General features: G+C 72.9%; 22 protein-coding genes. 7 read left to right on the forward strand and 15 right to left on the reverse strand.

Features of this window, described 5'->3' with window-relative positions:
- Positions 1–5: 5 nt before the first annotated feature.
- From ABTX60_RS36965 to ABTX60_RS36980, 4 genes are all read right to left on the reverse strand, one after another.
- On the reverse strand, positions 6–2,876 hold the full coding sequence (locus ABTX60_RS36965; protein WP_352101366.1) for an SCO1167/SCO6262 family helicase: 2,871 nt from the start codon (positions 2,874–2,876) through the stop codon (positions 6–8).
- An 86-nt stretch (positions 2,877–2,962) separates the two neighbouring features.
- Positions 2,963–3,544, reverse strand: coding sequence for a sugar kinase (locus tag ABTX60_RS36970; protein WP_352101368.1), 582 nt, complete (start codon positions 3,542–3,544; stop codon positions 2,963–2,965).
- Positions 3,541–4,689 carry an ROK family glucokinase gene (locus ABTX60_RS36975; protein WP_352101369.1) on the reverse strand — a complete coding sequence of 383 codons (1,149 nt, stop codon included), beginning with the start codon at positions 4,687–4,689 and terminating at the stop codon, positions 3,541–3,543. Before ABTX60_RS36975 ends, ABTX60_RS36970 begins: the two co-directional genes overlap by 4 nt.
- 146 nt (positions 4,690–4,835) lie before the next feature.
- Positions 4,836–5,573: a GntR family transcriptional regulator gene (locus ABTX60_RS36980; RefSeq protein WP_352101402.1), complete on the reverse strand. Its 738-nt coding sequence runs from the start codon at positions 5,571–5,573 to the stop codon at positions 4,836–4,838.
- 128 nt (positions 5,574–5,701) lie between these two features.
- Here ABTX60_RS36980 and ABTX60_RS36985 point away from each other — a divergent pair, with 128 nt between their 5' ends.
- Complete coding sequence (locus ABTX60_RS36985) at positions 5,702–6,724, forward strand: Gfo/Idh/MocA family protein (RefSeq protein ID WP_352101403.1); 1,023 nt, start codon at positions 5,702–5,704, stop codon at positions 6,722–6,724.
- 429 nt (positions 6,725–7,153) lie between these two features.
- On the opposite strand, the gene ABTX60_RS36990 is transcribed toward ABTX60_RS36985, so the two are convergent.
- A complete protein-coding gene (locus ABTX60_RS36990) occupies positions 7,154–7,831 on the reverse strand; it encodes a response regulator transcription factor (RefSeq protein WP_352101370.1) in 678 nt (225 codons plus the stop codon).
- A 76-nt stretch (positions 7,832–7,907) separates the two neighbouring features.
- Positions 7,908–9,182 carry a sensor histidine kinase gene (locus ABTX60_RS36995; protein WP_502992469.1) on the reverse strand — a complete coding sequence of 425 codons (1,275 nt, stop codon included), beginning with the start codon at positions 9,180–9,182 and terminating at the stop codon, positions 7,908–7,910.
- Positions 9,183–9,361: 179 nt separating this feature from the next.
- Between ABTX60_RS36995 and ABTX60_RS37000 the strand changes: the two genes are divergently transcribed.
- Positions 9,362–9,562: a hypothetical protein gene (locus tag ABTX60_RS37000; RefSeq protein ID WP_352101371.1), complete on the forward strand. Its 201-nt coding sequence runs from the start codon at positions 9,362–9,364 to the stop codon at positions 9,560–9,562.
- Positions 9,563–9,601: 39 nt separating this feature from the next.
- On the opposite strand, the gene ABTX60_RS37005 is transcribed toward ABTX60_RS37000, so the two are convergent.
- Together ABTX60_RS37005 and ABTX60_RS37010 are read right to left on the reverse strand one after the other, a co-directional pair.
- Positions 9,602–9,997, reverse strand: a complete 396-nt coding sequence (locus ABTX60_RS37005) for a ribonuclease (protein ID WP_352101372.1) — start codon at positions 9,995–9,997, stop codon at positions 9,602–9,604.
- Positions 9,998–10,131: 134 nt separating this feature from the next.
- Positions 10,132–10,956, reverse strand: a complete 825-nt coding sequence (locus ABTX60_RS37010) for an AIM24 family protein (protein WP_352101373.1) — start codon at positions 10,954–10,956, stop codon at positions 10,132–10,134.
- 132 nt (positions 10,957–11,088) lie between these two features.
- Here ABTX60_RS37010 and ABTX60_RS37015 point away from each other — a divergent pair, with 132 nt between their 5' ends.
- Positions 11,089–11,832 carry an SDR family oxidoreductase gene (locus ABTX60_RS37015; RefSeq protein ID WP_352101374.1) on the forward strand — a complete coding sequence of 248 codons (744 nt, stop codon included), beginning with the start codon at positions 11,089–11,091 and terminating at the stop codon, positions 11,830–11,832.
- A gap of 346 nt (positions 11,833–12,178) precedes the next feature.
- Here the strand turns inward: ABTX60_RS37015 and alc are convergent, their stop codons facing one another.
- Both alc and allB read right to left on the reverse strand, forming a co-directional pair.
- Positions 12,179–13,294 carry an allantoicase gene (gene alc, locus ABTX60_RS37020; RefSeq protein WP_352101375.1) on the reverse strand — a complete coding sequence of 372 codons (1,116 nt, stop codon included), beginning with the start codon at positions 13,292–13,294 and terminating at the stop codon, positions 12,179–12,181.
- Positions 13,295–13,333: 39 nt separating this feature from the next.
- A complete protein-coding gene (allB, locus tag ABTX60_RS37025; protein ID WP_352101376.1) occupies positions 13,334–14,674 on the reverse strand; it encodes an allantoinase AllB in 1,341 nt (446 codons plus the stop codon).
- 237 nt (positions 14,675–14,911) lie between these two features.
- Here allB and ABTX60_RS37030 point away from each other — a divergent pair, with 237 nt between their 5' ends.
- On the forward strand, positions 14,912–15,709 hold the full coding sequence (locus ABTX60_RS37030; protein ID WP_352101377.1) for an IclR family transcriptional regulator: 798 nt from the start codon (positions 14,912–14,914) through the stop codon (positions 15,707–15,709).
- Between the two features lie 300 nt (positions 15,710–16,009).
- Here ABTX60_RS37030 and ABTX60_RS37035 read toward each other — a convergent pair whose 3' ends face one another.
- Complete coding sequence (locus tag ABTX60_RS37035; protein WP_352101378.1) at positions 16,010–16,594, reverse strand: TetR/AcrR family transcriptional regulator; 585 nt, start codon at positions 16,592–16,594, stop codon at positions 16,010–16,012.
- Between the two features lie 141 nt (positions 16,595–16,735).
- Here ABTX60_RS37035 and ABTX60_RS37040 point away from each other — a divergent pair, with 141 nt between their 5' ends.
- Positions 16,736–17,602 (forward strand): class I SAM-dependent methyltransferase, encoded by an 867-nt coding sequence (locus tag ABTX60_RS37040; protein WP_352101379.1) that lies wholly within the window; start codon positions 16,736–16,738, stop codon positions 17,600–17,602.
- Here the strand turns inward: ABTX60_RS37040 and ABTX60_RS37045 are convergent.
- Entirely contained in the window at positions 17,599–17,928 is a 330-nt protein-coding gene (locus ABTX60_RS37045) for a DUF5955 family protein (protein ID WP_352101380.1), read from the reverse strand. The genes ABTX60_RS37040 and ABTX60_RS37045 overlap by 4 nt on opposite strands.
- A gap of 243 nt (positions 17,929–18,171) precedes the next feature.
- On the opposite strand from ABTX60_RS37045, the gene ABTX60_RS37050 reads away from it, so the two are divergent.
- Both ABTX60_RS37050 and aceB read left to right on the forward strand, forming a co-directional pair.
- Positions 18,172–18,786 carry a nucleotidyltransferase family protein gene (locus tag ABTX60_RS37050; protein ID WP_352101381.1) on the forward strand — a complete coding sequence of 205 codons (615 nt, stop codon included), beginning with the start codon at positions 18,172–18,174 and terminating at the stop codon, positions 18,784–18,786.
- Positions 18,787–18,994: 208 nt separating this feature from the next.
- A complete protein-coding gene (aceB, locus tag ABTX60_RS37055; RefSeq protein WP_352101382.1) occupies positions 18,995–20,620 on the forward strand; it encodes a malate synthase A in 1,626 nt (541 codons plus the stop codon).
- Positions 20,621–20,627: 7 nt separating this feature from the next.
- Here the strand turns inward: aceB and ABTX60_RS37060 are convergent, their stop codons facing one another.
- The 3 genes from ABTX60_RS37060 to ABTX60_RS37070 form a co-directional block, all read right to left on the reverse strand.
- Positions 20,628–20,897, reverse strand: a complete 270-nt coding sequence (locus ABTX60_RS37060) for an Rdx family protein (RefSeq protein WP_352101383.1) — start codon at positions 20,895–20,897, stop codon at positions 20,628–20,630.
- A complete protein-coding gene (locus ABTX60_RS37065) occupies positions 20,894–21,808 on the reverse strand; it encodes a HipA family kinase (RefSeq protein WP_352101384.1) in 915 nt (304 codons plus the stop codon). Before ABTX60_RS37065 ends, ABTX60_RS37060 begins: the two co-directional genes overlap by 4 nt.
- A gap of 91 nt (positions 21,809–21,899) precedes the next feature.
- Complete coding sequence (locus tag ABTX60_RS37070; RefSeq protein ID WP_352101405.1) at positions 21,900–23,171, reverse strand: cytochrome P450; 1,272 nt, start codon at positions 23,169–23,171, stop codon at positions 21,900–21,902.
- Positions 23,172–23,281: the final 110 nt, after the last annotated feature.

Here is a 23,281-nt window from a genome sequence, read left to right on the forward strand (position 1 = left end):
GGGGGTCATGACGACCTCCGCAGGGACACCAGGTCGGACAGCTCCCGGTCCGTCAGTTCCGTGAGGGAGGACTCGCCGGAGCCCAGGATCGCGTCGGCCAGGGCCCGCTTGGACTGGAGCATCTCGGCGATGCGGTCCTCGACGGTGCCCTCGGTGATGAGGCGGTGGACCTGCACCGGCTGGGTCTGGCCGATCCGGTAGGCGCGGTCGGTCGCCTGCTCCTCGACGGCCGGGTTCCACCAGCGGTCGAAGTGCACGACATGACCCGCCCGGGTGAGGTTGAGGCCGGTGCCGGCCGCCTTGAGCGACAGCACCAGGACCGGCGTCGAACCGGCCTGGAAGCGGTCCACCATGCGCTCCCGCTCGGGGACCGGCGTACCGCCGTGGAGGAGGTCGACCGGGACGGCCCGGGTGGCCAGGTGGGAGGTGATCAAACGGGCCATCCCGACGTACTGGGTGAAGACCAGGGCGGAGCCGTCCTCGGCGAGCAGCGTGTCCAGCAGCTCGTCCAGCAGGGCGAGTTTGCCGGAGCGGGCGGCCAGCCGGTCGCCGGCGGCCTCGGTGTGCTCCTCCTTGAGGAACAGCGCCGGGTGGTCGCAGATCTGCTTCAGCGATGTGAGGAGCTTCAGCACGAGGCCGCGGCGGGGCATGCCCTCGGCCGTCTCGATGGCGAGCATCGACTCGCGGACCACCGCCTCGTACAGCGCGGCCTGTTCGCGGGTGAGGGGCACCGGGTGGTCGGTCTCCGTCTTGGGCGGCAGCTCGGGCACGATGCCCGGGTCGGACTTCTTGCGGCGCAGCAGGAACGGCCGCACCAGGCGGGCCAGGCGCTCCACCGCCTCCTCGTCCTCGCCGTTCTCCACGGCGCGCGCGTGCCGGGCGCGGAAGGACTTCAGGGGGCCGAGGAGGCCCGGGGTGGTCCAGTCGAGCAGGGCCCACAGCTCCGAGAGGTTGTTCTCGACGGGCGTGCCGGTCAGGGCCACGCGCGCGGGGGCCGGGATGGTGCGCAGCGCCTTGGCGGTGGCGGAGTAGGGGTTCTTGACGTGCTGAGCCTCGTCGGCCACGACCATCCCCCAGGCTCGCTCGGCCAGGGCCGGGGCCGCCGAGCGCATGGTGCCGTACGTGGTGAGGACGAAGCCGCCCTCCAGGCCGTCGAGACTGCGGTCGGGGCCGTGGAAGCGGCGGACGGGCACGCCGGGGGCGAAGCGGGTGATCTCCCGCTGCCAGTTGCCCAGCAGGGAGGCCGGGCACACGACGAGGGTGGGTTCGCCGCGTGCCCGCTTCAGGTGCAGGGCGATGAGGGTGATGGTCTTGCCGAGGCCCATGTCGTCGGCGAGGCAGCCGCCGAGGCCGAGGGAGGTCATCAGCTCGAGCCAGGCCAGGCCCCGCAGCTGGTAGTCCCGGAGGGTGGCGTGCAGGCCTGGAGGCGGTGCGGCCGGGCGGATTCCCGCGGTCAGGCGGTCGCGCAGGGCGGCCAGCGCGCCGGCCGGCACGGCCTGGACCGTCTCGCCGTCCACGTCGGCCGTGCCGGTGAGGGCGACGGACAGCGCGTCGACGGGGTCGAGCAGGCCCAGGTCCCGCTTGCGGGCCTTGCGCACCAGCGCCGGGTCGACCAGCACCCACTGGTCGCGCAGCCGGACGACCGGGCGGTGGGCCTCGGCGAGGGCGTCCATCTCGGTGTCGGTGAGCGGGTCGCCGCCGAGCGCCAGTTGCCAGCGGAACTGGAGGAGGTCCTCGCTCTCGAAGAAGCCGGTGCCGTCGGTCGCCGAACCGGGGGCCGGGCGGACCACCGCCGCGGCGGACAGGTCCTGCGCGAGGTCGCGCGGCCAGTGCACGGCGACCCCGGCCGCGGCGAGCCGGGTCGCCGCGACACCGAGCAGGTCGCTCAGCTCGTCCTCCGTCAGGGCCAGCGCATCGGGCGCGCCCTGGTCGGCGAGCCGGTCGAGCGGGGGCCAGACACGGGCCGCACGGCGGACGGCGAGGGCCGCGTCCACACGCGCGCGGGGACCGAAGGCGTCGTCGGCCGCGCCCGCCCACAGGGCCGCCGCGTCGGCCACGAGGGTAGGGTCGGCGAGGCTGTGCACCTGGACGATGGCGGCGCCGGCGCTGCGGGCACCGTCGTCGGACGCGCCGTCGAACAGGTCGTAGGCCGACAGGTCCAGGCGGAGCGAGATCCGCACGCCGGCGTCCATGCCGACGGCGACTTCGGCGGCCCAGTCGTGGGCGGTGGGCAGATGCTGGGCCTCTCGGGCCGCGAAGGGCCGGCCGGAGGTGTGGGGCGCGGCAGGGGTGCGGGGCAGGGTGTCGGCGACGGCGTCGAGGAACGCCCGCACCAGCGCTTCCGGTTCGGGGAGGCGGATCGGGCCGGGGCCGGGCAGGGGCACGGCGTGCCCCTCGTAGGGCAGGGCGGCGGCCACCGCGCGCAGGTGCGCGATGTCGTCCGGGTCGAGGGGGCCCGCGCGCCAGGCGTCGTGGCCCGTGGCGGTCAGGCCGGGCAGCAGCCGGCCGCGGGCGGTGAGCCGCAGGGCGTGCAGGGCGGCCGCGCCCCAGCAGGCCGTGGCGGGGTGGGCCGCGGGGTCGTGCCGGGCGCGGACGAGGAGCGGCAGGGCGGCGTCGACCGGGAGGGTCAGCGCGGGGGTGGTGCGCCGCCGGACGCCGGTGGCGCCGTGCCGTCGCACGACGGTCAGCTCGCTCACCGCGGGGTGCTCGGTTTCCTCGGCGTCCCCGGATGGTGGGGGAGGCAGGGGCTCACCCTCGGGGTCCCAGAAGGCGATGCGCCCCTGACGCGGGAGGGGCGCGGGGAGGAAGACGGCCGGGAGCCGGACCGGGACCGTCGCCTCCCCCGCCCGCTCGGCCATCGGAGCCGTGTCTCCCATACGTTCTGCCACCTCCCGCCCCGCGTGTCGGATCAGTTGTCTCCGACTCTACGGGCGGGGTCTGACAATCGGCCTCGGCGGCCCGGTCAGGGCACGGTCCGGGCGACGACGTACACCCAGGGGTACGCCGGGTTGGACAGGTCGACGACCACGTCGTGGGTGGGCGCCGGGTTCTCCTGCCGGTGCACGAAGCCGTACCAGGAGTCGGTCGTGGCGAACTTCCAGCCGGTGATCTTCCGGTCGCGGGCACCGATGGTGATGTCGCCCTGTTTCAGGTCCTTCCGGGTCACACCCAGGCCGGTCAGATAGGCGTCCAGGCCTGCCGCGTTGGTCTCGAACTGGGTGTAGAGGCGGCTGGTCTTCCAGTTGTTGGTCTCGTAGTACGCCACGTGCCAGGCGGGGTGCGGGACGGGCACCTGGTAGATCCGGCGCTGGAGCTTGGAGGGCCATCCTGCGGTCAGGCCGGTCGCCGAGTACTTCGCCTCCTTGTCCTTGCCGCTGTCGCGGCTCTGGTTCGCGGAGATCACCAGGTAGCCGGCCGGGATGCCGATGAGCAGCACGATGATCAGCAGGGTGAGGGACCTGCGGCGGATCATGTGGCGATGGTCCTCGACCGGACGGTCCGGCTCGTCGGGCCAGGGGCCCTGGTGGGGCAGGGAGGCGGTCACGGCGTCTCCTGGGTACTGCGGAGCGACTGCGTGTACCGCTCGTAGCGCTCGTAGCGCTCCACGCGGCGGCGCTTGGCGCGGCGGAAGCGGCGGGCGACCAGCCGGGCGAGGTCGGCGGCTCCGACCATGCCGGCCTCGGGGCCGAGCTGGGCCCGGACGATGCGGGCCTCGGGGCGGTAGCCGCGGCCGGTGAGGTGCCGCTTGAAGGCGTCCCGGGCCGGGCCGATCAGCAGGTCGTCGGCGGCCGAGACACCGCCGCCGATCACGAAGCAGGAGGGGTCGAGGGCGGCGGCCAGGTTGGCGATGCCGACGCCGAGCCACTGGCCGATGTCCTGGAGCAGCTCGATGCACATGGCGTCGCCCTCGCGGGCCAGCTCGGTGATCATCGGGCCGGTGATGTCGCCGATGCTGCCCTTGACGTGCTCGATGATCCCGTAGGCCACCGGTGAGTCGGCCGCCGCCAGCTCGCGGGCCTCGCGGACCAGGGCGTTCCCGGAGCTGTACTGCTCCCAGCAGCCGCGGTTGCCGCACGGGCAGCGGTGGCCGCCGGGTACGACCTGCATGTGGCCGAACTCGCCCGCGACACCGTACTTGCCGCGCTTGACCTGGCCGTCCTCGAGAATCGCGCCGCCGATGCCGGTGCCGAGGGTGATCATGACGAGGTGGTCCTCGCCGCGGCCGGCGCCGAAGCGCCACTCGGCCCAGGCGGCGGTGTTGGCGTCGTTGTCCACCAGGACGGGGACGGAGAGCCGGCCCGAGAGGCGGTCGCGGAGGGGCTCGTTGCGCCAGGACAGGTGGGGGGCGAACAGCACGCGGTTGCGGTCGGCGTCCACCCAGCCGGCCGCACCGATGCCGACGGCGTGCACGTCGTGCCGGTCGGAGAGGTCCAGAACCAGCTCGGCGATGGTGTCCTCGACGACCTTGGGGCTCTTGGACTTGTCCGGGGTCTCCGTGCGGAGCATCTCCAGGATGTTGCCGTCGGCGTCGACGACACCCGCCATCACCTTCGTACCGCCGATGTCGATGCCGACCGTGGGCACGCGGGGGGCCGTCAGGTGCGAGCGGCGCTCCCGGGTGCCGACCGTGCGGAGCACGGTGGCACGGCGGGAGCCGATGGGGGCGGTGAAGTCGCGGTAGGTGCTCATCGCCGCCGATTCTGCCTCACGGGGAGGCGGGGTGCGGATCAGAGGGTGGTGCGGATCGTCGCCGCGTGCGGGCCGGTGGGGGCTTGTCGCGCCCCGCGGCGGAGCCGCAGATCAGTACAGCCCCGCGCCCCTCATCAGCATGACCATCACGTCCGTACGAGCAGCTGGAACTCGAACGAATAGCGCGTCGGGCGGTAGGTGTGTGTGCCGTATTCCACTGCTCGGCCCGTGTCGTCGAACGTGACGCGTTGCATGGTCAGCAGCGGCGCGCCCGTCTCCTCCGCCAGCCGGTCCGCCTCCTCCGTCGTCGCCGCCCGGGCGCCGATCGACTGGCGGGCGCTGTGCAGGGTGATGCCCGCCGACCGCATCAGCCGGTAGAGCCCGGTGGTCTCCAGCTGGCCGGTGTCGAGGTCGATGAGGCCGGGGGGCAGGAAGTTGCACAGGTGGGCCATGGGCTCGCCGTGGGCGAGTCGGAGGCGCTCGACGCGGTGGACGTCGCTGTTCTCGGCGACGCCGAGTGCCGCGGCGACCTCGGCGGAGGCGGGGACCAGCTCGTTGACGAGGACCCGGGTGGCCGGGCGCTGGCCCGCCGCCTCCAGGTCGTCGTAGAGGCTGCTGAGCTCCAGCGGTCGTTTGACCTGGCTGTGCACGACCTGGGTGCCCACGCCGCGGCGGCGTACGAGGAGGCCCTTGTCGACGAGCGACTGGATGGCCTGGCGGACGGTCGGCCGGGACAGGCCGAGCCGGGCGGCGAGCTCGATCTCGTTGCCCAGCAGGCTGCCGGGGGTCAGCGTGCCGTGCTCGATCGCGGCCTCCAGCTGCTGGGACAGCTGGAAGTACAACGGCACGGGGGAGCTGCGGTCCACGCTCAGCTCGAGCTGCACGGTCGGGTCCACTTCTGGTTTCGGCACGGGCCGAGCGTAGCTCCGTGCGTTGTTGACGGGAAGTCGTGTAGTCAGATTGTCCGGACATGCAGATTGACAGCGGCGGGCTGTGCACGCACTTTGTTTTCATGCGCATCGGCGTCATCGGTACGGGCCGCATCGGCACCATCCACGCGAACACGCTGAGTCGGCATCGCGAGGTCGGCTCCCTGATCCTCACGGACGCGGACCCCGCACGGGCCCAGGAACTGGCGCACCGGCTGGGCGAGACGGCGGCACCCGGCGTGGAGGAGATCTTCCGCTGGGGGGTGGACGCCGTGGTGATCACGACGGCGACATCGGCCCACGCCGAACTGATCGGTCGGGCAGCACGTTCGGGTCTGCCGGTGTTCTGCGAGAAGCCCATCGCGCTGGACCTGCCGGGGTCCTTGGCCGCCATCGCCGAGGTCGAGGCGGCCGGGACGGTTCTCCAGATGGGCTTCCAGCGCCGCTTCGACGCGGGCTACACGGGGGCACGCGAGGCCGTGCGGTCCGGCAGGCTGGGGCGCCTGCACACCGTGCGGGCCCTGACCAGCGACCAGGCGCCGCCGGACGCCGCGTGGCTGCCGTTGTCCGGCGGGCTGTACCGGGACACGCTGATCCACGACTTCGACGTGCTGCGCTGGGTGACCGGCCGGGAGGTCACGGACGTCTACGCGGCCGGGTCCGACGCCGGTCCCCGGATGTTCCGCGAGGCGGGCGACGTCGACACCGCGGCCGCGCTCCTCACCCTGGACGACGGCACGCTGGCCACCCTCACCGCGACCCGGATGAACGGGGCCGGTTACGACGTGCGCATGGAGCTCGCCGGGGAGCGCGACCAGATCGTGGTCGGCCTGGACGACCGTACGCCGATCGCGTCCACCGAGCCGACCGGGCCGCCGGCCGCGGACAAGCCCTGGACGGGCTTCCTGGAGCGGTTCGGCCCCGCCTACGAGGCGGAGCTGAACGCGTTCGTCGAGGTCGTCCGCGGCGAGCGGGCCAATCCCTGCGACGGGCGCGAGGCGCTGCAGGCACTGCGGGTGGCGGAGGCGTGCGAAGTCTCGCGACGCGAGCGCAGGCCGGTACACCTGGCGGAGGTCCCCGGCGGCACGTCCCCGGGGCTGGCGTGACGGCGGGAGGGCCGAGGCGAGCGCAGGCCGGTACACCTGGCGAGATCCCCGGCGGCACATCCCCGGGGCTGGCGTGACGGCGGGAGGTCCGAGGCCTCCGTGGCGCTCCCCCGGCATTCACCCGACGGCGACAGGCCGAGATGCCCGGTGGGCCCCTGGGGTTCGCCTGACGAAGGTCGGGCGGAGATCCCCCGCGGCGTCACCCCGGCCTCCGCCTGACGGCGAGCGGGCCGAGGCCTCCGTAGCGCTCCCCCGGCATTCACCCGACGGCGACATGCCGAGATGCCCGGTGGGCCCCTGGAGTTCGCCTCACGAAGGGCGGGCGGCGACCCCCCGCGGCATCACCCCGGCCTCCGCCTGACGGCGAGCGGGGCCGCCCGTCCCCCCGTTGCGCCTCCCCCGCGTGGGCGTGACGGCGCGCCCCGCCGGTCAGTGCTCTTCCTGCTCCTCCTCCAGGAGCCCCGCGTCGTAGGCGAGCAGCGCGATCTGCACCCGGTTGTTGAGGTCGAGCTTGGCCAGGACGCGCGAGACGTGTGTCTTCACCGTGGCGACGCTCATGAACAGGGAGGTGGCGATCTCGGCGTTGGCCAGGCCCCGGCCGACCGCGACGGCGACCTCGCGCTCGCGGTCGTTGAGGACGGTCAGGCGGTCCCGCGCGCGGGTGCGGCGCGTGTCGGCGGCGGTGCCCGCGGCGTGCCGCATCAGCTGGCGGGTGACCGTGGGCGACAGGACCGGGTCTCCGGCGGCCACCCGGCGCACGGCCGCGAGGATCTCGGCCGGCGGGGTGTCCTTCAGGACGAACCCGGCGGCTCCGGCACGCAGCGCGCGCAGCACCTGCTCGTCGGCGTGGAAGGTGGTGAGCACCACCACCTGCGGGGCGTCCTTGCGGGCACGCAGCCGCTCCGTCGCCGCGAGACCGTCCACCGTCGGCATCCGGATGTCCATGAGCACGACGTCCGGGCGGGTGCGGTCGACGAGGACCTCCGCCTCGGCACCGTCGGCGGCCTCGCCGACGATCTCGATGTCGTCGGCGCCGCCCATCATGAAGGACAGCCCGGCCCGCACCAGCGGATCGTCGTCGACGAGGAGCAGTCTGATCGCAGTCATGAGCCCTACGTAATCACGGCCCGGCCGGGCGGCGGGGCCGGATGGGAGGAGGGGCTTGGGACGGGAGCAGGCGCGCTCACCTCCACGGCAGCCACGCCCGCACCTCGAACCCGCCCTCCGGTGTGGGCCCGTGCTCCAGTCGGCCCCCGGCCAGCGTCGCCCGTTCCGTGAGGCCGATCAGGCCCTGCCCGGAGCCGGGGACGGGCGGCACCTCCCCCTCGGGCGGCGGATTGTGCACGCGGACGGTGAGGCCGGTGCCCCGAGCGCCGGTGACGGTCACCCCGACCTCCGTGCCGGGCGCGTGCTTGCGCGCGTTGGTCAGACCTTCCTGGGCGATCCGGTAGGCGGTGCGGCCGACGGAGGGCGGGACGCCGGCGGGGTCCTCGACGCGGTGGTCGAGGGAGACCTTCATGCCGGCCTCACGGGACTCGGCGACCAGGGTGTCCAGCGCCGCGAGCGTCGGCTGCGGCCGGCCCGTGTCGTCCGGCTCGCCCGCCCGCAGCACACCGATGATCTCCCGCAGGTCCTGGAGCGCCTCGTGCGCGCTCTCCCGGATCACGCCCGCGGCCCGCGCCGTCTGTGCCGGGGGCGCGTCGGGCCGGAACTCCAGGGCCCCCGCGTGCACGCTCAGCAGCGTCAGCCGGTGCGCGAGCACGTCGTGCATCTCCCGCGCGATGGCCTCGCGGGCGAGCCGCTGCGCCTGCTCGGCCCGCAGTCGCGCCTCGGTCTCGGCCCGCCGGGCGCGGTCCCTCAGGCTCACCATGAGCTGCCGCTTGGCCCGGACGAACATGCCCCAGCCGACGGTCGCCACGGTGAGCACCACGACGAACGGAACGCTCACCAGGTAGGGGAGGTCCGGGTCGGGGCGCACCCAGTAGTAGAACGGCACCAGCGCGACGTTGACGCCGCCCACCCAGGCCACGTACCGGAAGGGCCGGTGCACGGCCAGGGTGAACAGGGCGATGAGGCCCGCGCCGCCCGAGGTGTCCGAGAGGAAGCTGAAGAGGGTCAGCGCCACGGCCAGCCCCAGCGGCCGGCGGCGGCGGAGCCAGACGGCCGCGCAGGCCAGCGCGCCGATCACCTGGTCGACGACGGCCAGGCCGTGCGGCACACGGGGGTTGTGGGCGAGGGCGTCGAGGGCCAGCGCACCCACCAGGACGGCCAGCAGGAAGCAGGAGAAGTCGACGACCCAGTCGCGGGCGGTGCGCCGGGGGCGCCGGTCGGCCCGTGCGGCGTCGGGGTCGAGGTCGTGCAGGAGGGCCGACGGAAAGAACCATCTGCGCCCGGTGAACAGCGCGGGCGTCTCCCCTGCCGGCAGCGGGGAGGCGTGCCCCACGTCGTCACCACTCACGAGCGCCAAATCTACGCAGCGCGGGCCCGGTGCACCCGCCCTCGCGCGGGATCGTCGACCAAAGTCGCCGCATCGCAGACTTTCGGTGCGTTCGTGACACCGGAGCGGGGACTTCCGGCCCGGGGGGCTCGTCCCGCGGCCGATGTGCGTGGGGGATCCGCGGGACGAGGCTGGTGGCCATGAAGCAGGTACTGGAGATTCTCGGCTTCCTCGCCCTGGTCCAGGGCGTGGCGGGCCTGGTGCAGGAGTTCACCGACTGGAACTGGGGCCTCGTGCAGCGTCTCGGGTTCCTCGACGGCTACGAGATCTACGCGAGCGTCACGCTGCTCGTGCTGGGCGTCGCCCTGTTCGCCGCGGCCGGGAGCCGGAAGTCCGTCTGACGTGCCGGCGGACGTCCGGCCCGCGGTTCCCGTCGGGGATCAGCAGCCGTGGTCGACCAGGTCGAACGACTCGTAGTGGTCGGCCGTGTAGTAGTCCTCCTGGTTCTGCTCACCGGTGACGATGCGTCGCGCGCCGCGGGTGGAGGAGCCCGGGGTGATGACCGTGTACTCGTGGTAGTAGCCGGACGACTTGCTCGGCAGGACGCCTTCCCGGTTCTGGAAGACGGTGCCGTCCTGGTCGTACGGGTAGGGGCCGCCCCGCTCGATCAGGTCGAGCGTGTCGTGGGCCTGGGACGGCAGGTCGCTGTAGCAGATGTCGCCGACGGCGGTGGGGGCCGCGTCGGCCGTGGTCGCGGAGACGGTTCCGCCGACGAGGAGGGCGGACAGGAGGGCGGCTGCTGCGCCGAGCCGCGAGGCGCGTGGGGGGAAAATCATGACGTTCATGATGACGCGCGTAGACGCTGGCATGTCAATGACAAGCCCGGAGAATTTCCTGTGAAGCCCCGTTGGTTCGCGGGGAGTTCACCCACCTTCCGGCGCCGCGACTCCCCCCTGGGCCGTACGCCCGCTCACTGGGCGTTCGTGGAGAACAGCCCGCCCGCCGGGCCCTGCTTGTCGCCGCCCTGGGCCTTCCTCAGGGCGTTGGCGAGACTCTCGATGGTGAGGGACTGCAGGATGACGCGGCCATTGCCCTCCAGGGTGGCCAGGGACAGGCCCTCACCGCCGAAGACGGCGTTCATCAGGCCCTGGCGGTTGAGGCCGCCGACGCGCTGGACGCCGTACCGGATGCCCTCCTCGAAGGCGACGACGCAGCCGGTGTCGACCTCGACGCGGCCGCCGAAGTCGGCCGGGTTCAGGTCGATGAAGTTCCCCGCGCCGGCGATGATCACCGTGCCGCGCCCGGTGAACTTCTCCAGCACGAAGCCCTCGCCACCGCTCCTGCCGGTACGGCCGCCCTGGAAGGCGATGCCGAAGTCGACGGTGGACTCGGCGGCCACGAAGGCGTCCTTCTCCGCGAACCACGCGCGCGTGCCGTCCAGTTCCAGCGCGCGCATCTCCCCCGGGAGCACGCCCGCGAAGCCGACGGTGCCCTCGCCGCTCCGGGTGGTGAAGTACTGGAAGGCCGGTGACTCGCCCGCGAGGACGCGCTGGCCCGCCTGCATGGCGGTGCCCATGGCCTGGCGCAGCAGCCCGCCCATGCCGCCGGATCCGCTGCCGTCGGGCTGCGGCTGCCCGCCGCCGCTGCCCGACGGGCCGCCCAGGCGGGTCTCCATGGTCACGTTCGTGGTCTTGAACAGGAACTTTCCGGCCTCGCAGTACACCGTCCGACCGGGCTGCAGGCTGACGACCACCATCTGCATGGCGTTGCCGACGATCTCTTGCCGAAGTGTCACGACGGGAGAACGGAAGAACCGGAGGGAAAGGTTCCGGATGTGCTCCGAGCAGGGGACCCTTCGGCGTGCCCGGAGAACCTCGACGTCCGTTCGCCGCCAGCGCCGGTGCCGCGCGGCCGCTGGGATGGACGCATGACTTCTCAGGGAATTCTGGACGGCAAGGTGGCTCTCGTGACCGGCGGGAGCCGTGGCATAGGCGCGGCGACGGCGGTGCGGCTGGCCCGGGAGGGCGCGGACGTGGCGGTCGGCTATGTCAACGGCAAGGAGGCGGCCGAGGACGTCGTACGGGCCGTGGAGGCGCTGGGGCGCCGGGCGGTGGCGCTGCGCGCGGACGCGGCGCAGGTCACCGAGGCGGCCGGGGTGGTGGACGCGGCGGCGGAGGCGCTGGGCGGGCTCGACATCCTGGTCAACAACGCGGGCGTGGGGGTGCTCGGGCCGCTGGACGCCCTGTCGCTCGCGGACGTGGACCGAGTCCTCGGCGTCAACGTACGGGGCGTCTTCCTGGCCTCTCAGGCGGCCGCCGCGCGGATGCCCGAGGGCGGGCGGATCATCACGATCGGCAGTTGCATGGCCCAGCGGGTGCCGGGGCCCGGCGGGACGCTCTACACGACGAGCAAGGCGGCCCTGGCCGGTCTGACCAAGGCGCTGGCCCGGGAACTGGGCGGGCGCGGGATCACGGCGAACCTCGTCCTTCCCGGACCGATCGACACGGACATGAACCCTGCGGACGGGCCGTACGCGGCCGGTCAGGCGGCGATGACGGCCCTGGGGCGGTTCGGGACGGCGGACGAGGTGGCCTCGATGGTCGCCTACCTGGCGGGGGCGACGTATGTGACCGGGGCGGAGTTCTCGGTGGACGGTGGGCACGCGGCGTAAGGCCGCGGAACGCGCGGTGCGGTGAGACCCGCGGGGCGCGTGGCCTGCTGAGACCCGCAGGGCGCGTGGCCTGCTGAGACCCGCACGACTCGTGGCGCGCTGAGATCCGTTGGACTCGTGGCGCGCTGAGACCCGCAGGGCACGTGGCGCGCTGAGACCCGCAGGGCACGTGGCGCGCTGAGACCCGCACGACGCGTGGCGCGCTGAGATCCGTTGGACTCGTGGCGCGCCGAGACCCGCAGGGCACGTGGCGCGCTGAGACCCGCAGGGCACGTGGCGCGCTGAGACCCGCAGGGCGCACCGGTGTTGTCCGCCGGTGCGCCTCCCAGGTCGGGCCGGGGGCGGATCAGCCGCCCAGCTCCTGGTGGCGGGCCGCCAGCCGGCTTGTGCCCTCCCGGGTCAGGGAGCCGAACAGGCGGAGCCGGGAGATGCCGCCGTCCGGGAAGATGTCCACGCGCGCGTGCGTACCGACCGCCGGGGCCGGGAGGACGAAGCGGTGGTTGGTGTCGGGCTGGAGGCGGGTGCGGGGCAGGATCTCCTGCCAGTCGCCGTCCTCGCCGTCCTTCACCGACACCGACGCCCAGCCGGCGCTGTTGCCCTTGAGGTAGGCGGTGTCGATCTCCAGGGCGCGGATCTGCGCCTGGGCGGCCAGCCGGTAGCGGATCCAGTCGTGGCCCTGGTCGCGGCGGCGGCGGGTCTCCCAGCCGTCGTCCATCTTGAGGGAGCGGCCCGGCTGGATGGTGTTGGAGGCGGGCGAGTAGAAGCGGTTGGAGGCGTCCTCGGCCCGGCCGCCGTTCTCCAGGGCGACGACGTCGAAGGTGCCGAGCGCCTCCAGCCACGCCGGGTCGGGGACGACCTCGCCGTGGACGCGCAGGCGCGCGATGCCGCCGTCGGGGTGCTGGTTGACCCGCAGGTGCGTGAAGCACTGCTCGACGTCGACGGCGAACCCGTTCGCCGCGTGGCCGCCCACCGGGGTGCGCGGGACGAGGGTCGTCCACTTCACGTCGCCCCCGAGGAGTTCCTCCGGTGACGGGGAGCCGATGACGCGGGCGCCCTGGACGGACACGGCCTGCGGGTAGTTGCCGCGGAAGTGGGCGGTGTCGACGACGATCCCGCGGATCACGCCCGGGGCGCCGAGTCGGACCAGCGCCCAGTCGTGGTCCTCTGCGGTAGGCCAGGGGTGGCCGGCCGAGGCGCCCCGGCGGCGGCGCGTCTCCCAGCCGTCCATGATCTTGCCCTTGTGCCCGAAGTGCTCGGGGTCGAACTCGGCGGGCCCGGGCACCAGCAGGTTCTCGCGCTGGGCGAAGAACTCGTCGTTGGCGGCGATGACACCGGCGCCGAGGCGCCGGTCGGCGAGGTCGGTGTGCTGGGTGAAGGGGAAGTCGGCGGTGCGGTAGTCCGCGTACGGGTCGCCGCCTCCGTAGGGGTTCGCGTCGCCGGTGAAGCTGGGGATCGCCGTCACGATGATCAGGTCTTCCTTTCGGGTGTCCGGGAGGGGATTTCAGTGGGTCCGGGTGAGGAGTCGCCCCTTCGGTTCGGTGAACTCCCCGTCCGCGACGATGCGCTGCCCGCGCAGCCAGGTGGACTTCACGACGCCGTGCAGGGTCTTGCCCGCGTAGGCCGTGACGCGGTTGCGGTGCTGGAGGGCGACCGGGTCGACGGTGAAGCTCTCATCGGGGGCGAGGACGGCGAAGTCGGCGTCGCGACCCACCGCGATGGCGCCCTTGCGGTCGTCGAGGCCGACCAGTGCGGAGGTGCGCGCGGACATCCAGCGGACGACGTCCTCCAGGCCGTGCCCGCGCCTGCGCGCCTCGGTCCACACCGCCGCCAGGCTCAGCTGGAGGCCGGAGATGCCGCCCCAGGCCGTCGCGAAGTCGTCGGTCTTCAGGTCGGCCGTGGACGGGGAGTGGTCGGTGACGACGCAGTCGATCGTGCCGTCGGCGAGCGCCTGCCAGAGCAGGTCCTGGTTGGCGGCCTCGCGGATGGGCGGGCAGCACTTGAACTCGCTCGCGCCGTCGGGGACTTCCTCGGCGGTGAGGGTCAGGTAGTGGGGGCAGGTCTCCACGGTGATGCGGACGCCCTCCGCCCGCGCCTCGGCGATCATCGGCAGGGCGTCGCTGGAGGAGAGGTGCAGGACGTGCACGCGCGCGTCGAGAGCCTTCGCCTCGCGGATGAGCTGGGCGATGGCGGTGTCCTCGGCGTCCCGGGGGCGGGAGGCGAGGAAGTCGGCGTACTTCGGGCCCGGCTGCTGCGGGGCGGAGGCCAGGAGGCGGGGGTCCTCGGCGTGCACGATGAGCAGTCCGTCGAAGGCGGCGATCTCGGCCATGGCGCGGGCGAGGGGGTCGCGCTCCAGGTGCGGGAACTCGTCCACGCCGGACGGCGACAGGAACGCCTTGAAGCCGAACACGCCGGCCTCGTGCAGCGGCCGGAGTTCCTTGACGTTGTCGGGCAGGGCGCCGCCCCAGAAGCCGACGTCGATGTGCGTCTTGTCGGCGGCGACCTGCTGCTTGGTGCGCAGGTGCGGGACGGTCGTGGTCGGCGGGAGGGAGTTGAGGGGCATGTCGACGAGGGTCGTGATGCCACCGGCCGCCGCGGCGCGGGTGGCGGTCCAGAAGCCCTCCCACTCGGTGCGGCCCGGGTCGTTGACGTGCACGTGGGTGTCGACCAGGCCGGGCAGCAGGACGTGGTCGCCCAGGTCCTCGAGGCTGGCGCTCTCCGGTACGGGCGCGTCGTAGGGGAGGACGGCCGTGATCGTGCCGTCGGCCACCGCGACGGATGCGGCCCGCGTTCCTTCGGGGGTGATGACTCGCGTCGAGCGCAGCACCAGTTCAGCGTCGGACACCCGAACCCCTTACTTCCGCGTAACGGAATTCAACTTTCTGTTGAAGGAGTCTTCACTCCCTCTTTCGCCCAGTCAAGGGCAGACTTGACCGCGGCGCCCTTTCGCGAGCACTCCTGGACGTTTCCACAAAGCGGAATTAAGCTTCCAGCACGCAGAACGTAGCTACGTACAAGCGGGGAGTCAACCGACTGCCGGGTAGGCTTCTGCCCTTCCCGCCCGCCCCGAAAGGAACGCGCCGTGCCGACGTCCAGCGCCAGCACCACCGACTCCGCCCGGTCCTCCGCCAACGGGGGCGTCCAGTCCCTGGAGCGCGCCTTCGACCTGCTCGAACGGATGGCGGACGCGGGCGGCGAGGTCGGCCTGAGCGAGCTGTCCGCGAGCAGCGGCCTGCCCCTGCCGACCATCCACCGCCTGATGCGCACACTGGTCGCCTGCGGATACGTCCGTCAGCAGCCCAACCGGCGGTACGCGCTCGGCCCGCGCCTGATCCGCCTCGGCGAGTCGGCCTCCCGGCTGCTGGGCACCTGGGCGCGGCCGTACCTCGCGCGTCTGGTGGAGGAGACCGGCGAGACGGCGAACATGGCCCTGCTGGACGGGGACGAGATCGTCTACGTGGCGCAGGTGCCCTCGAAGCACTCGATGCGCATGTTCACGGAGGTCGGCCGGCGGGTGCTGCCGCACTCCACGGGCGTCGGCAAGGCCCTGCTCGCCGGCTTCCCGCCCGAGGAGGTGCGGGCGCTGCTCTCCCGTACGGGCATGCCCGCCGCGACGGAGAAGACGATCACCACACCCGACGGGTTCCTCGCGGCCCTGGAGGACGTGCGCCGGCAGGGCTTCGCCATCGACGACAACGAGCAGGAGATCGGGGTGCGCTGCCTGGCGGTCCCGGTACCCGACTCCCCCACGGCCGCGGCCATCTCCATCTCGGGCCCGGCGGGCCGGGTCACCGAGGCACTGACGGACAAGATCGTGCCGGTGCTCCAGCAGGTCGCGGGGGAACTGTCCGAGGCACTCGCCAGCCAGAGCCCCGCGTAACGGGGTGAATCCAGGCGCCGGCTCGCGCGGCATCCGCGGCGGGCGCCCTGAACCTCACCTCGCGCCGGCCGACCCGAGCCCCGCGCAACAGGGCCCGGCCCGGGGCGACGCGCACCCTCGGGCTTGTCGCTCAGCCACGTGACGGTCGAACCGGCTGACCGTTCGGGTCGGTGTGGGGCGGAGCGGTTGATCAGCCGACCGAGGACGCTCCGGGCCGCGCCCTCGCGTTTCGACAAGAGGGCGAACGCCCTTCACGGCACCATGACCGTTGCCGACGCGCGTTCTCGGCCTCTCCTCTGATCAGACGTCCACCAACGCGGCCACCAGGCGTGTCATGGCGGGCCGTGGGTCGGGTGTGCCCGGCCACCCGGTCATCAGGAGGTGGTGGGCGGTGCCGACGACGGCGAGGGCCACCGTGGACGGATCGACGGCCTCTGCCACCCGGCCGAGCCCCCGCTCGACCTGCAGGTAGCCGGTAATGGCCTCCTGGATCGCCGTGAAACCGGGCGCCCCGCCTTCCAGAGCCTCGCGGACGCGCAACGCGGCGGCAGGGCGAGTCATGGCGAGGCCCGAGATGGCCGGCCCGCCGGAGTCGAACAGAGCCAGGGCGACGGCAACGAGGTTCTGCGCCACGGTGGCCTGTCCGGCGAGCTCCGACAGGTGCTGCGCCTTCGCCGCCGTCCGGGCGAAACGATCGAGGCAGAGCTCGGCCACGAACTCATCGAAGCCCGCGAAGTGCGCATGCAGCAGCCCCTTGGCGCAGCCCGCCTCGGTCGTGACGGACCGGCTGGTGAGTGCTCCGGGCCCATCCCTTTCCACGACGCGCTCGGCCGCCGCGAACAGCCGCTCGCGTACGTCCGGCGTCGCCACTCCGCGCGGTGACATGGGGCCCCTCTTCCGTTCCGCCTCCGCCGCCCTCGAAGGGACGCCATGCCCTGGATCGTAACGGGGAATTGCCAGTATGGGCGCGCGCCCATACTGTTTGGGCACACGCCCATTCTCCGTCATCCGCCACAGGAGGCACCCGTGCCAGACATCGTCAACACCGAACAGGCTCACGCGTGGAACGGCCCCGAAGGAGCCCACTGGGCCCGCAACCAGCCCCGCTGGAACGCCGTGAACGAGGGCTTCGACGAGCCGCTCCTCGACGCCGCCGGAATCAACCGGGACCACCGCGTTCTCGACCTCGGCTGCGGCTCCGGGCAGACCACGCGTCTCGCCGCGCTCCGGGCGCCGCAGGGGAGCGCGCTGGGCCTCGACCTGTCCGGCCCGATGCTGGCCGAGGCCCGGTCCCGCACTGAGCGGGAGGGGATCGCCAACATCTCCTTCGCACAAGGCGACGCGCAGGTACACCCGTTCGAGGCGGGGGCGTTCGACGCGGCGATCAGCCGCTACGGAGTGATGTTCTTCGCCGACCCTGTGGCGGCATTCGGCAACGTCGGCCGGGCGCTGCGACCCGGCGGGCGCCTGGCGTTCGTCTGCCCGGCCGATGCCGCGCTCAACGAATGGGTGACGGCGATGGCGGCACTGCGCGGCTTCCTGCCGGTCGGCGACTTCGGGCAGCCGGGGCTGCCCGGCATGTTCTCCCTGGCCGCGCCGGACCGCATCCGCGACATCCTCACCGAGGCCGGCTTCACGGGCATCACCGTCGACCGGACGGAAGCCTACGGGGCATGGGGAGACGGAGCCGAGGACGCGGCGGAGTTCCTGCTGGGTACGGGCCCCGGCCGCCATCTCATGGAGCAGGCCGGCACGATCGCACGGGCCCGTGCCCGTCGCACTCTGACGGACCATCTGCGCGACCACGAGGCGACCGACGGCACGGTCCGGCTGCGCAGCACGTCGTGGCTGGTCGTCGCGGACCGCCCCGCCGATTCGCCGGACACGACCTAACCCTGGCCCCGCACCGGCCCTCCGAAGAGGTCCACCGCCCGCCGGACCTCCGTCAGCTCGGCGGACAGTGCGCTCACCGAGCCGATCGCGCCCGCGATGAGCAGGAGGGAACGGCGCAGGCGGGAGATCTCGGGGAGGCCGTCGGCGGCCATGGCGGCCACGGCGGCCAGTTCCTCCTCGGCGATGGTCCGGTCGGCGAACTCGCCGGGATGGGCGGCCAGTCGGCGGCGCAACCGGGACACGGCGGAGCGCAGCTCCGTCACGCGCGGGTCCTCGCCACTGCCGGTCTCAGACCCCTGCCGCTTCTGCTCGACGCTCCGCAACACAGTCCTCCCCCTCGCACCTCGCCGTGCGCGTGTCCGTCCGACACGAAGTCCCCCACTCCGGGCAGCCGTCGGGCGCCCGGCCGGTCGGTGCGGGCGACAGTAAACGACGCGGACCGCCGGGCGCCAGTCCATTGCGTCATCGACTTGTTTCGCTGAGTGACTTTCTGGCCCGGGGCGCACACCTGTCCGACGCGCGCCTCGCGGCGTCGCACCCCAGTACGGGGCGTGCGGTATGCAGGAGCCATGACGACACGGGAGACGACGGGCGGGGCACAGGCGGTCGCGGGACTGCTGCTCGCGGCCGGTGGCGGGCGGCGGCTCGGCGGACGGCCCAAGGCGCTGCTCCCGCACCGGGGACGGCCCTTGGTGGAGCACGCGGTGCGGGTGCTGCGGGAGGGCGGCTGCGCGGCCGTCCACGTCGTCCTCGGCGCACAGGCCGGCGATGTGCGCGCACGGGCCTCGCTGCCGGGGTGCACCCTGGTCGACAACCCCGACTGGGAGCAGGGGATGGGCAGTTCGCTGCGCGCCGGGCTCGACTCGCTGGCCGGCACGGGCGCCCGGGCCGCCCTGGTGTCACTCGTGGACCAGCCCGGGATCGGGCCCGAGGCGGTGGCCCGGGTCCTCGCGGCGTACGGGGGCGAGGAGACGCTCGCCTGCGCCGCGTACGACGGCGTGCGCGGCCACCCGGTGCTGTTCGGTGCCGCCCACTGGACGGGCATCGCCGCGACCGCCACCGGGGACCGGGGGGCACGCGCCTACCTGAAGGACCACCGGCAGGCGATCACCCTCGTCGAGTGCGGGGACGTGGCCCGGCCGTTCGACATCGACACCGAAGCCGATCTGGCCCACCTGGAGTGAACGGGGTGGCACGGAGCGCCACCTTGCCTCGACCCTGAGAATCTCGACATCAACAGACGATTGAACTTCCACCATGAGGAAACTAGTATCCACTGTTCAGAAGCGCCCGACGGGTCCGAGGGCGTGGAACGCCGTATTCGGGAAGACTGGCACCCGGTGCCGAGCACGCCGGCTCGTCTTCACAGCTCGCTGAAGGAAGTGACCGTTCATGTCCGCTCCAGCGCCGTCCCCGCTGGCCATCGTCGACGCCGAGCCCCTGCCCCGGCAGGAGGAGGTCCTCACCGAAGCGGCGCTCGCCTTCGTGGCCGAGCTGCACCGGCGGTTCACGCCCCGGCGTGACGAACTCCTCGCCCGCCGCGCCGAGCGCCGCGCCGAGATCGCCCGAACCTCCACCCTCGACTTCCTTCCGGAGACCGCCGCGATCCGCGCCGACGACTCCTGGAGGGTCGCCCCGGCCCCGGACGCGCTGAACGACCGCCGGGTCGAGATCACCGGCCCCACCGACCGCAAGATGACCATCAACGCCCTCAACTCGGGTGCGAAGGTGTGGCTCGCGGACTTCGAGGACGCCTCCGCGCCCACCTGGGAGAACGTGGTCGGCGGCCAGCTGAACCTGAGCGACGCCTACACCCGGAACATCGACTTCACCGACCCGAAGTCGGGCAAGTCGTACGCGCTGAAGGCGAACGAGGAACTCGCCACGGTCGTCATGCGCCCGCGCGGCTGGCACCTGAACGAGCGTCACCTCGTCGACGCCGACGGCACCCCGGTGCCCGGCGCCCTCGTCGACTTCGGCCTGTACTTCTTCCACAACGCCCAGCGCCTGCTGGACCTCGGCAAGGGCCCGTACTTCTACCTCCCCAAGACGGAGTCCCACCTCGAGGCGCGCCTGTGGAACGAGGTGTTCGTCTTCGCGCAGGAGTACTGCGGCATCGCGCAGGGCACGGTCCGCGCGACCGTCCTCATCGAGACGATCACCGCCGCGTACGAGATGGAGGAGATCCTCTACGAACTGCGCGACCACGCCTCCGGGCTGAACGCCGGCCGCTGGGACTACCTGTTCTCCATCGTCAAGAACTTCCGTGACGGCGGCGCGAGGTTCGTCCTGCCGGACCGCAACGCGGTGACGATGACGGCCCCGTTCATGCGCGCGTACACCGAACTCCTCGTCCGCACCTGCCACAAGCGCGGAGCCCACGCCATCGGCGGCATGGCGGCCTTCATCCCGTCCCGCCGGGACGCCGAGGTCAACAAGGTCGCCTTCGAGAAGGTCCGCGCCGACAAGGACCGCGAGGCCGGGGACGGCTTCGACGGCTCCTGGGTCGCCCACCCCGACCTGGTGCCGATCGCCATGGAGTCCTTCGACAAGGTCCTCGGCGACAAGCCGAACCAGAAGGACCGGCTCCGTGAGGACGTCGACGTCAAGGCGGCCGACCTGATCGCCGTCGACTCCCTCGACGCCAAGCCCACCTACGCGGGTCTGGTCAACGCCGTGCAGGTCGGCATCCGTTACATCGAGGCCTGGCTGCGCGGCCTGGGCGCGGTCGCCATCTTCAACCTGATGGAGGACGCGGCCACCGCCGAGATCTCCCGCTCCCAGATCTGGCAGTGGATCAACGCGGAGGTCGTACTCGACAACGGCGAGCAGGTCACCGCCGACCTGGCCCGCGAGGTCGCCGCCGAGGAACTCGCGAACATCAGGGCCGAGATCGGCGACGAGGCCTTCGCGACCGGCAACTGGCAGCAGGCGCACGACCTGCTGCTGACGGTCTCCCTCGACGAGGACTACGCCGACTTCCTGACGCTCCCGGCGTACGAGCAGCTCAAGGGCTGAACAGCCGCTACCGCTCCGAGTGGCCCAGGGTCTTGCCCGGGGCCACTCGGTCGCGTACGGCCCTCTTCACCGCCGTCGGCTCCGGGAAGCCCTGCTCGCGACGGTCCCAGACGACCTCGTCTTCGACCCGGACGACGAACACCCCGCCCGTGCCGGGTTTCAGGGCCAGTTCCGTCAGCTCGGCCTCGAACGTCGTGAGCAGTTCCTGCGCCAGCCAGGCCGCACGGGGCAGCCAGCGGCACTGGGTGCAGTACTCGATCTCGACACGGCCACTCATCCGAGGTGCACCGACCAATCCTGCTGGGCCGCGGGCTTGCCGTGCAGGTCGGGCACCTGCCTGAGCCACGCGGGGCGTCCTTGCTGGTTCTTCGCCGCCCGCCGGGCCTCCTCGGCGGCGAGCTCCTCCCGGCTGGGGAAGTCGGTGGGCAGCCAGGCCGCGGAGGCCAGCACCCGTGCGTGGAGGTACGTCACATAGGCCTCGCGCACCTCGTCCGCCGTGGCGAAACCCGGTTCGTCCGCGAGCCAGGCGTCCGGGACCTCGGCGAGGATCCGCCGCAGCAGTTCCCCGGTGACCCGGGGCGCCAGTTCGGCGTCGGCCGCCCGGACGTCGGGACCGTGGTGGCCGAGGGCGTGGTGCCGGAAGTCGTAGGCCTTGCGGGGGTCGGTGGCGTCCCAGCGGTGGTGGAAGACGAGGGCGGCGCCGTGGTCGATCAGCCACAGGCGCGGGGGCGCGACGCCGAGAGTGGGCCAGACCATCAGGTTGGAACTGTGGACCGTGCGGTCGACGTTCACGGTCAGGGCGTCGAGCCAGACGATCCTGCCCGCCTCCAGCGGATCGACGGGGAAGATCCGCGCGATCTCCGGTGTGAAGTCCCGGGCGCCGGGCAGGTGGTCCATGCCGAGGTTGAGGCCCGCACTGGCCGCGTGCAGCCCCCGCACCTCCTGGTGCGGCTCGTGGTCGGCGATCGCCGGGTCGAAGTGCACCAGGACCAGCTCGGGGAAGCGCAGGCCGAGGGCGCGGGCCAGTTCCCCCACGATCACCTCGGCGACAAGCGCCTTACGGCCCTGCGCGGAGCCGGTGAACTTGACGACGTACGTGCCGAGATCGTCCGCCTCGACGACGCCGGGGACGGAACCGCCGGATCGCAGGGGTTCGACGTAGCGGGTCGCGGTGACCTCTCTCAGCATGGTCCTTGGCTCCCCGGGGGCAGAATCCGAAGGGCCATAGTAACCAGGCGTGACGGCCGCGAAGCGGCCCCGCAGGCGGATCCCGTCGGCCTCAGGGCGCCGCGGGCGTGACCGCGGGAGCGGGCACGTGCGCCCGGACGGCATCCATGACGAAGCCGCTGCGGACCCGGGCCGGCATGCGGTTCAGCGGGATCCGCAGGTCCTGCTCGGGCACTTCGTACTCCAGCCGGGCCAGCCGCGGCACGAGGGCACGCAGCAGCGCGACCGTGACGTCCTCACCGGGGCAGCGGTGGCCGGTGGTCCGGTCACCGCCGCCCTGGGGGATCAGGTCGTCACCCGCGGGCGGCCGCTCGAGGAAACGCCGCGGTTCGAAGGTGTACGGATCGTCCCAGAGGGCGGGGTCGTGGTTCTGCCCGTAGAGGTCGAGCAGGACCAGCGTGCCGGACCGGATCGGCTCGCCCCGCCACTCCAGATCGGTGACGGCCCGGCCGCCGACGAAAGGCGCGAAGGGGTAGAAGCGCCGCAGCTCGTGGGCGAACGCCACGGCGTGGGCGGGGTCGTCGCCGGTCAGGCGGTCCCGCAGCCCGGGCCTGAGGCGCAGCGCGTGTCCAGCGCAGGTGACGAACCAGCACACCGCGACGGTCGGGCGGATGACGTTGAGCAGTTCGACCGCGGCCGTGTGCGGGTCGAGGAGCCGGCCGTCGGCGTCCCGGTGCCGGGCGACCCCTTCCAGGGGCGATCCGGTCGGCGGGGTGGCGGTTCCGGCCCGTACGTCCTCGACCAGACGTCCCAGCCAGGCCTCGCAGCGGGCCCGGGCCCGGCGGGCCCGCCAGTGGCGCGGGCCCGCTGTGGCGAAACCGTCGACCATGGCGACCAGGTCCCCGGCCAGTGGCCCGACGTCCTCGACGACGACTCCGGCCCACTGGCACACGCCCCGGGTGAGCACGCGGCTCGTCTCGTCGAACAGCACGACCCGGTGGCCGGACCACGACTCCACCGCCTCGTCCCACTCCGCGGCGACGCGGTCCACCAGGCCGGCGACCGCCTCCGCCCCGGTGAGCAGGGACAGGAACATCTCCTTGCGCATGCGATGGTCCGGGCCGTCCAGGGTGTGCACGGCACCGTGCCCGAACAGCGTGCTCAGCACCGGTCCGGGCAGTGCCGAGCTGCGCTCCACGTGCTGCTCGTCGTAGAAGAACCGCACCGCCTCGGGGCCGTGCAGGGCGACGACCGGCTGTCCCAGGAGCCGGGTGCGCACGAGCGGGGCGGAGGTGCGGCGCCTCCGGTCGGGCAGCCACGCGTATCCCTTGACCAGGAGAGCGAGGGAGCTGTCGGCGATCAGTGGACTGCGGCCGGGATTCATGGCGCGGCGAGTGCCCGCCGGCTCCGCCCGGAAACGCCGCACCCCCGCGCGCACCGGCGCGGGGGTGCGCCGGTGCCGCCGACCGGATCCGAACGGTTCGCGGCGGGTGG

The sequence above is a fragment of the Streptomyces sp. NPDC126510 genome, from assembly GCF_040302345.1.
Classification (GTDB): Bacteria; Actinomycetota; Actinomycetes; order Streptomycetales; family Streptomycetaceae; genus Streptomyces.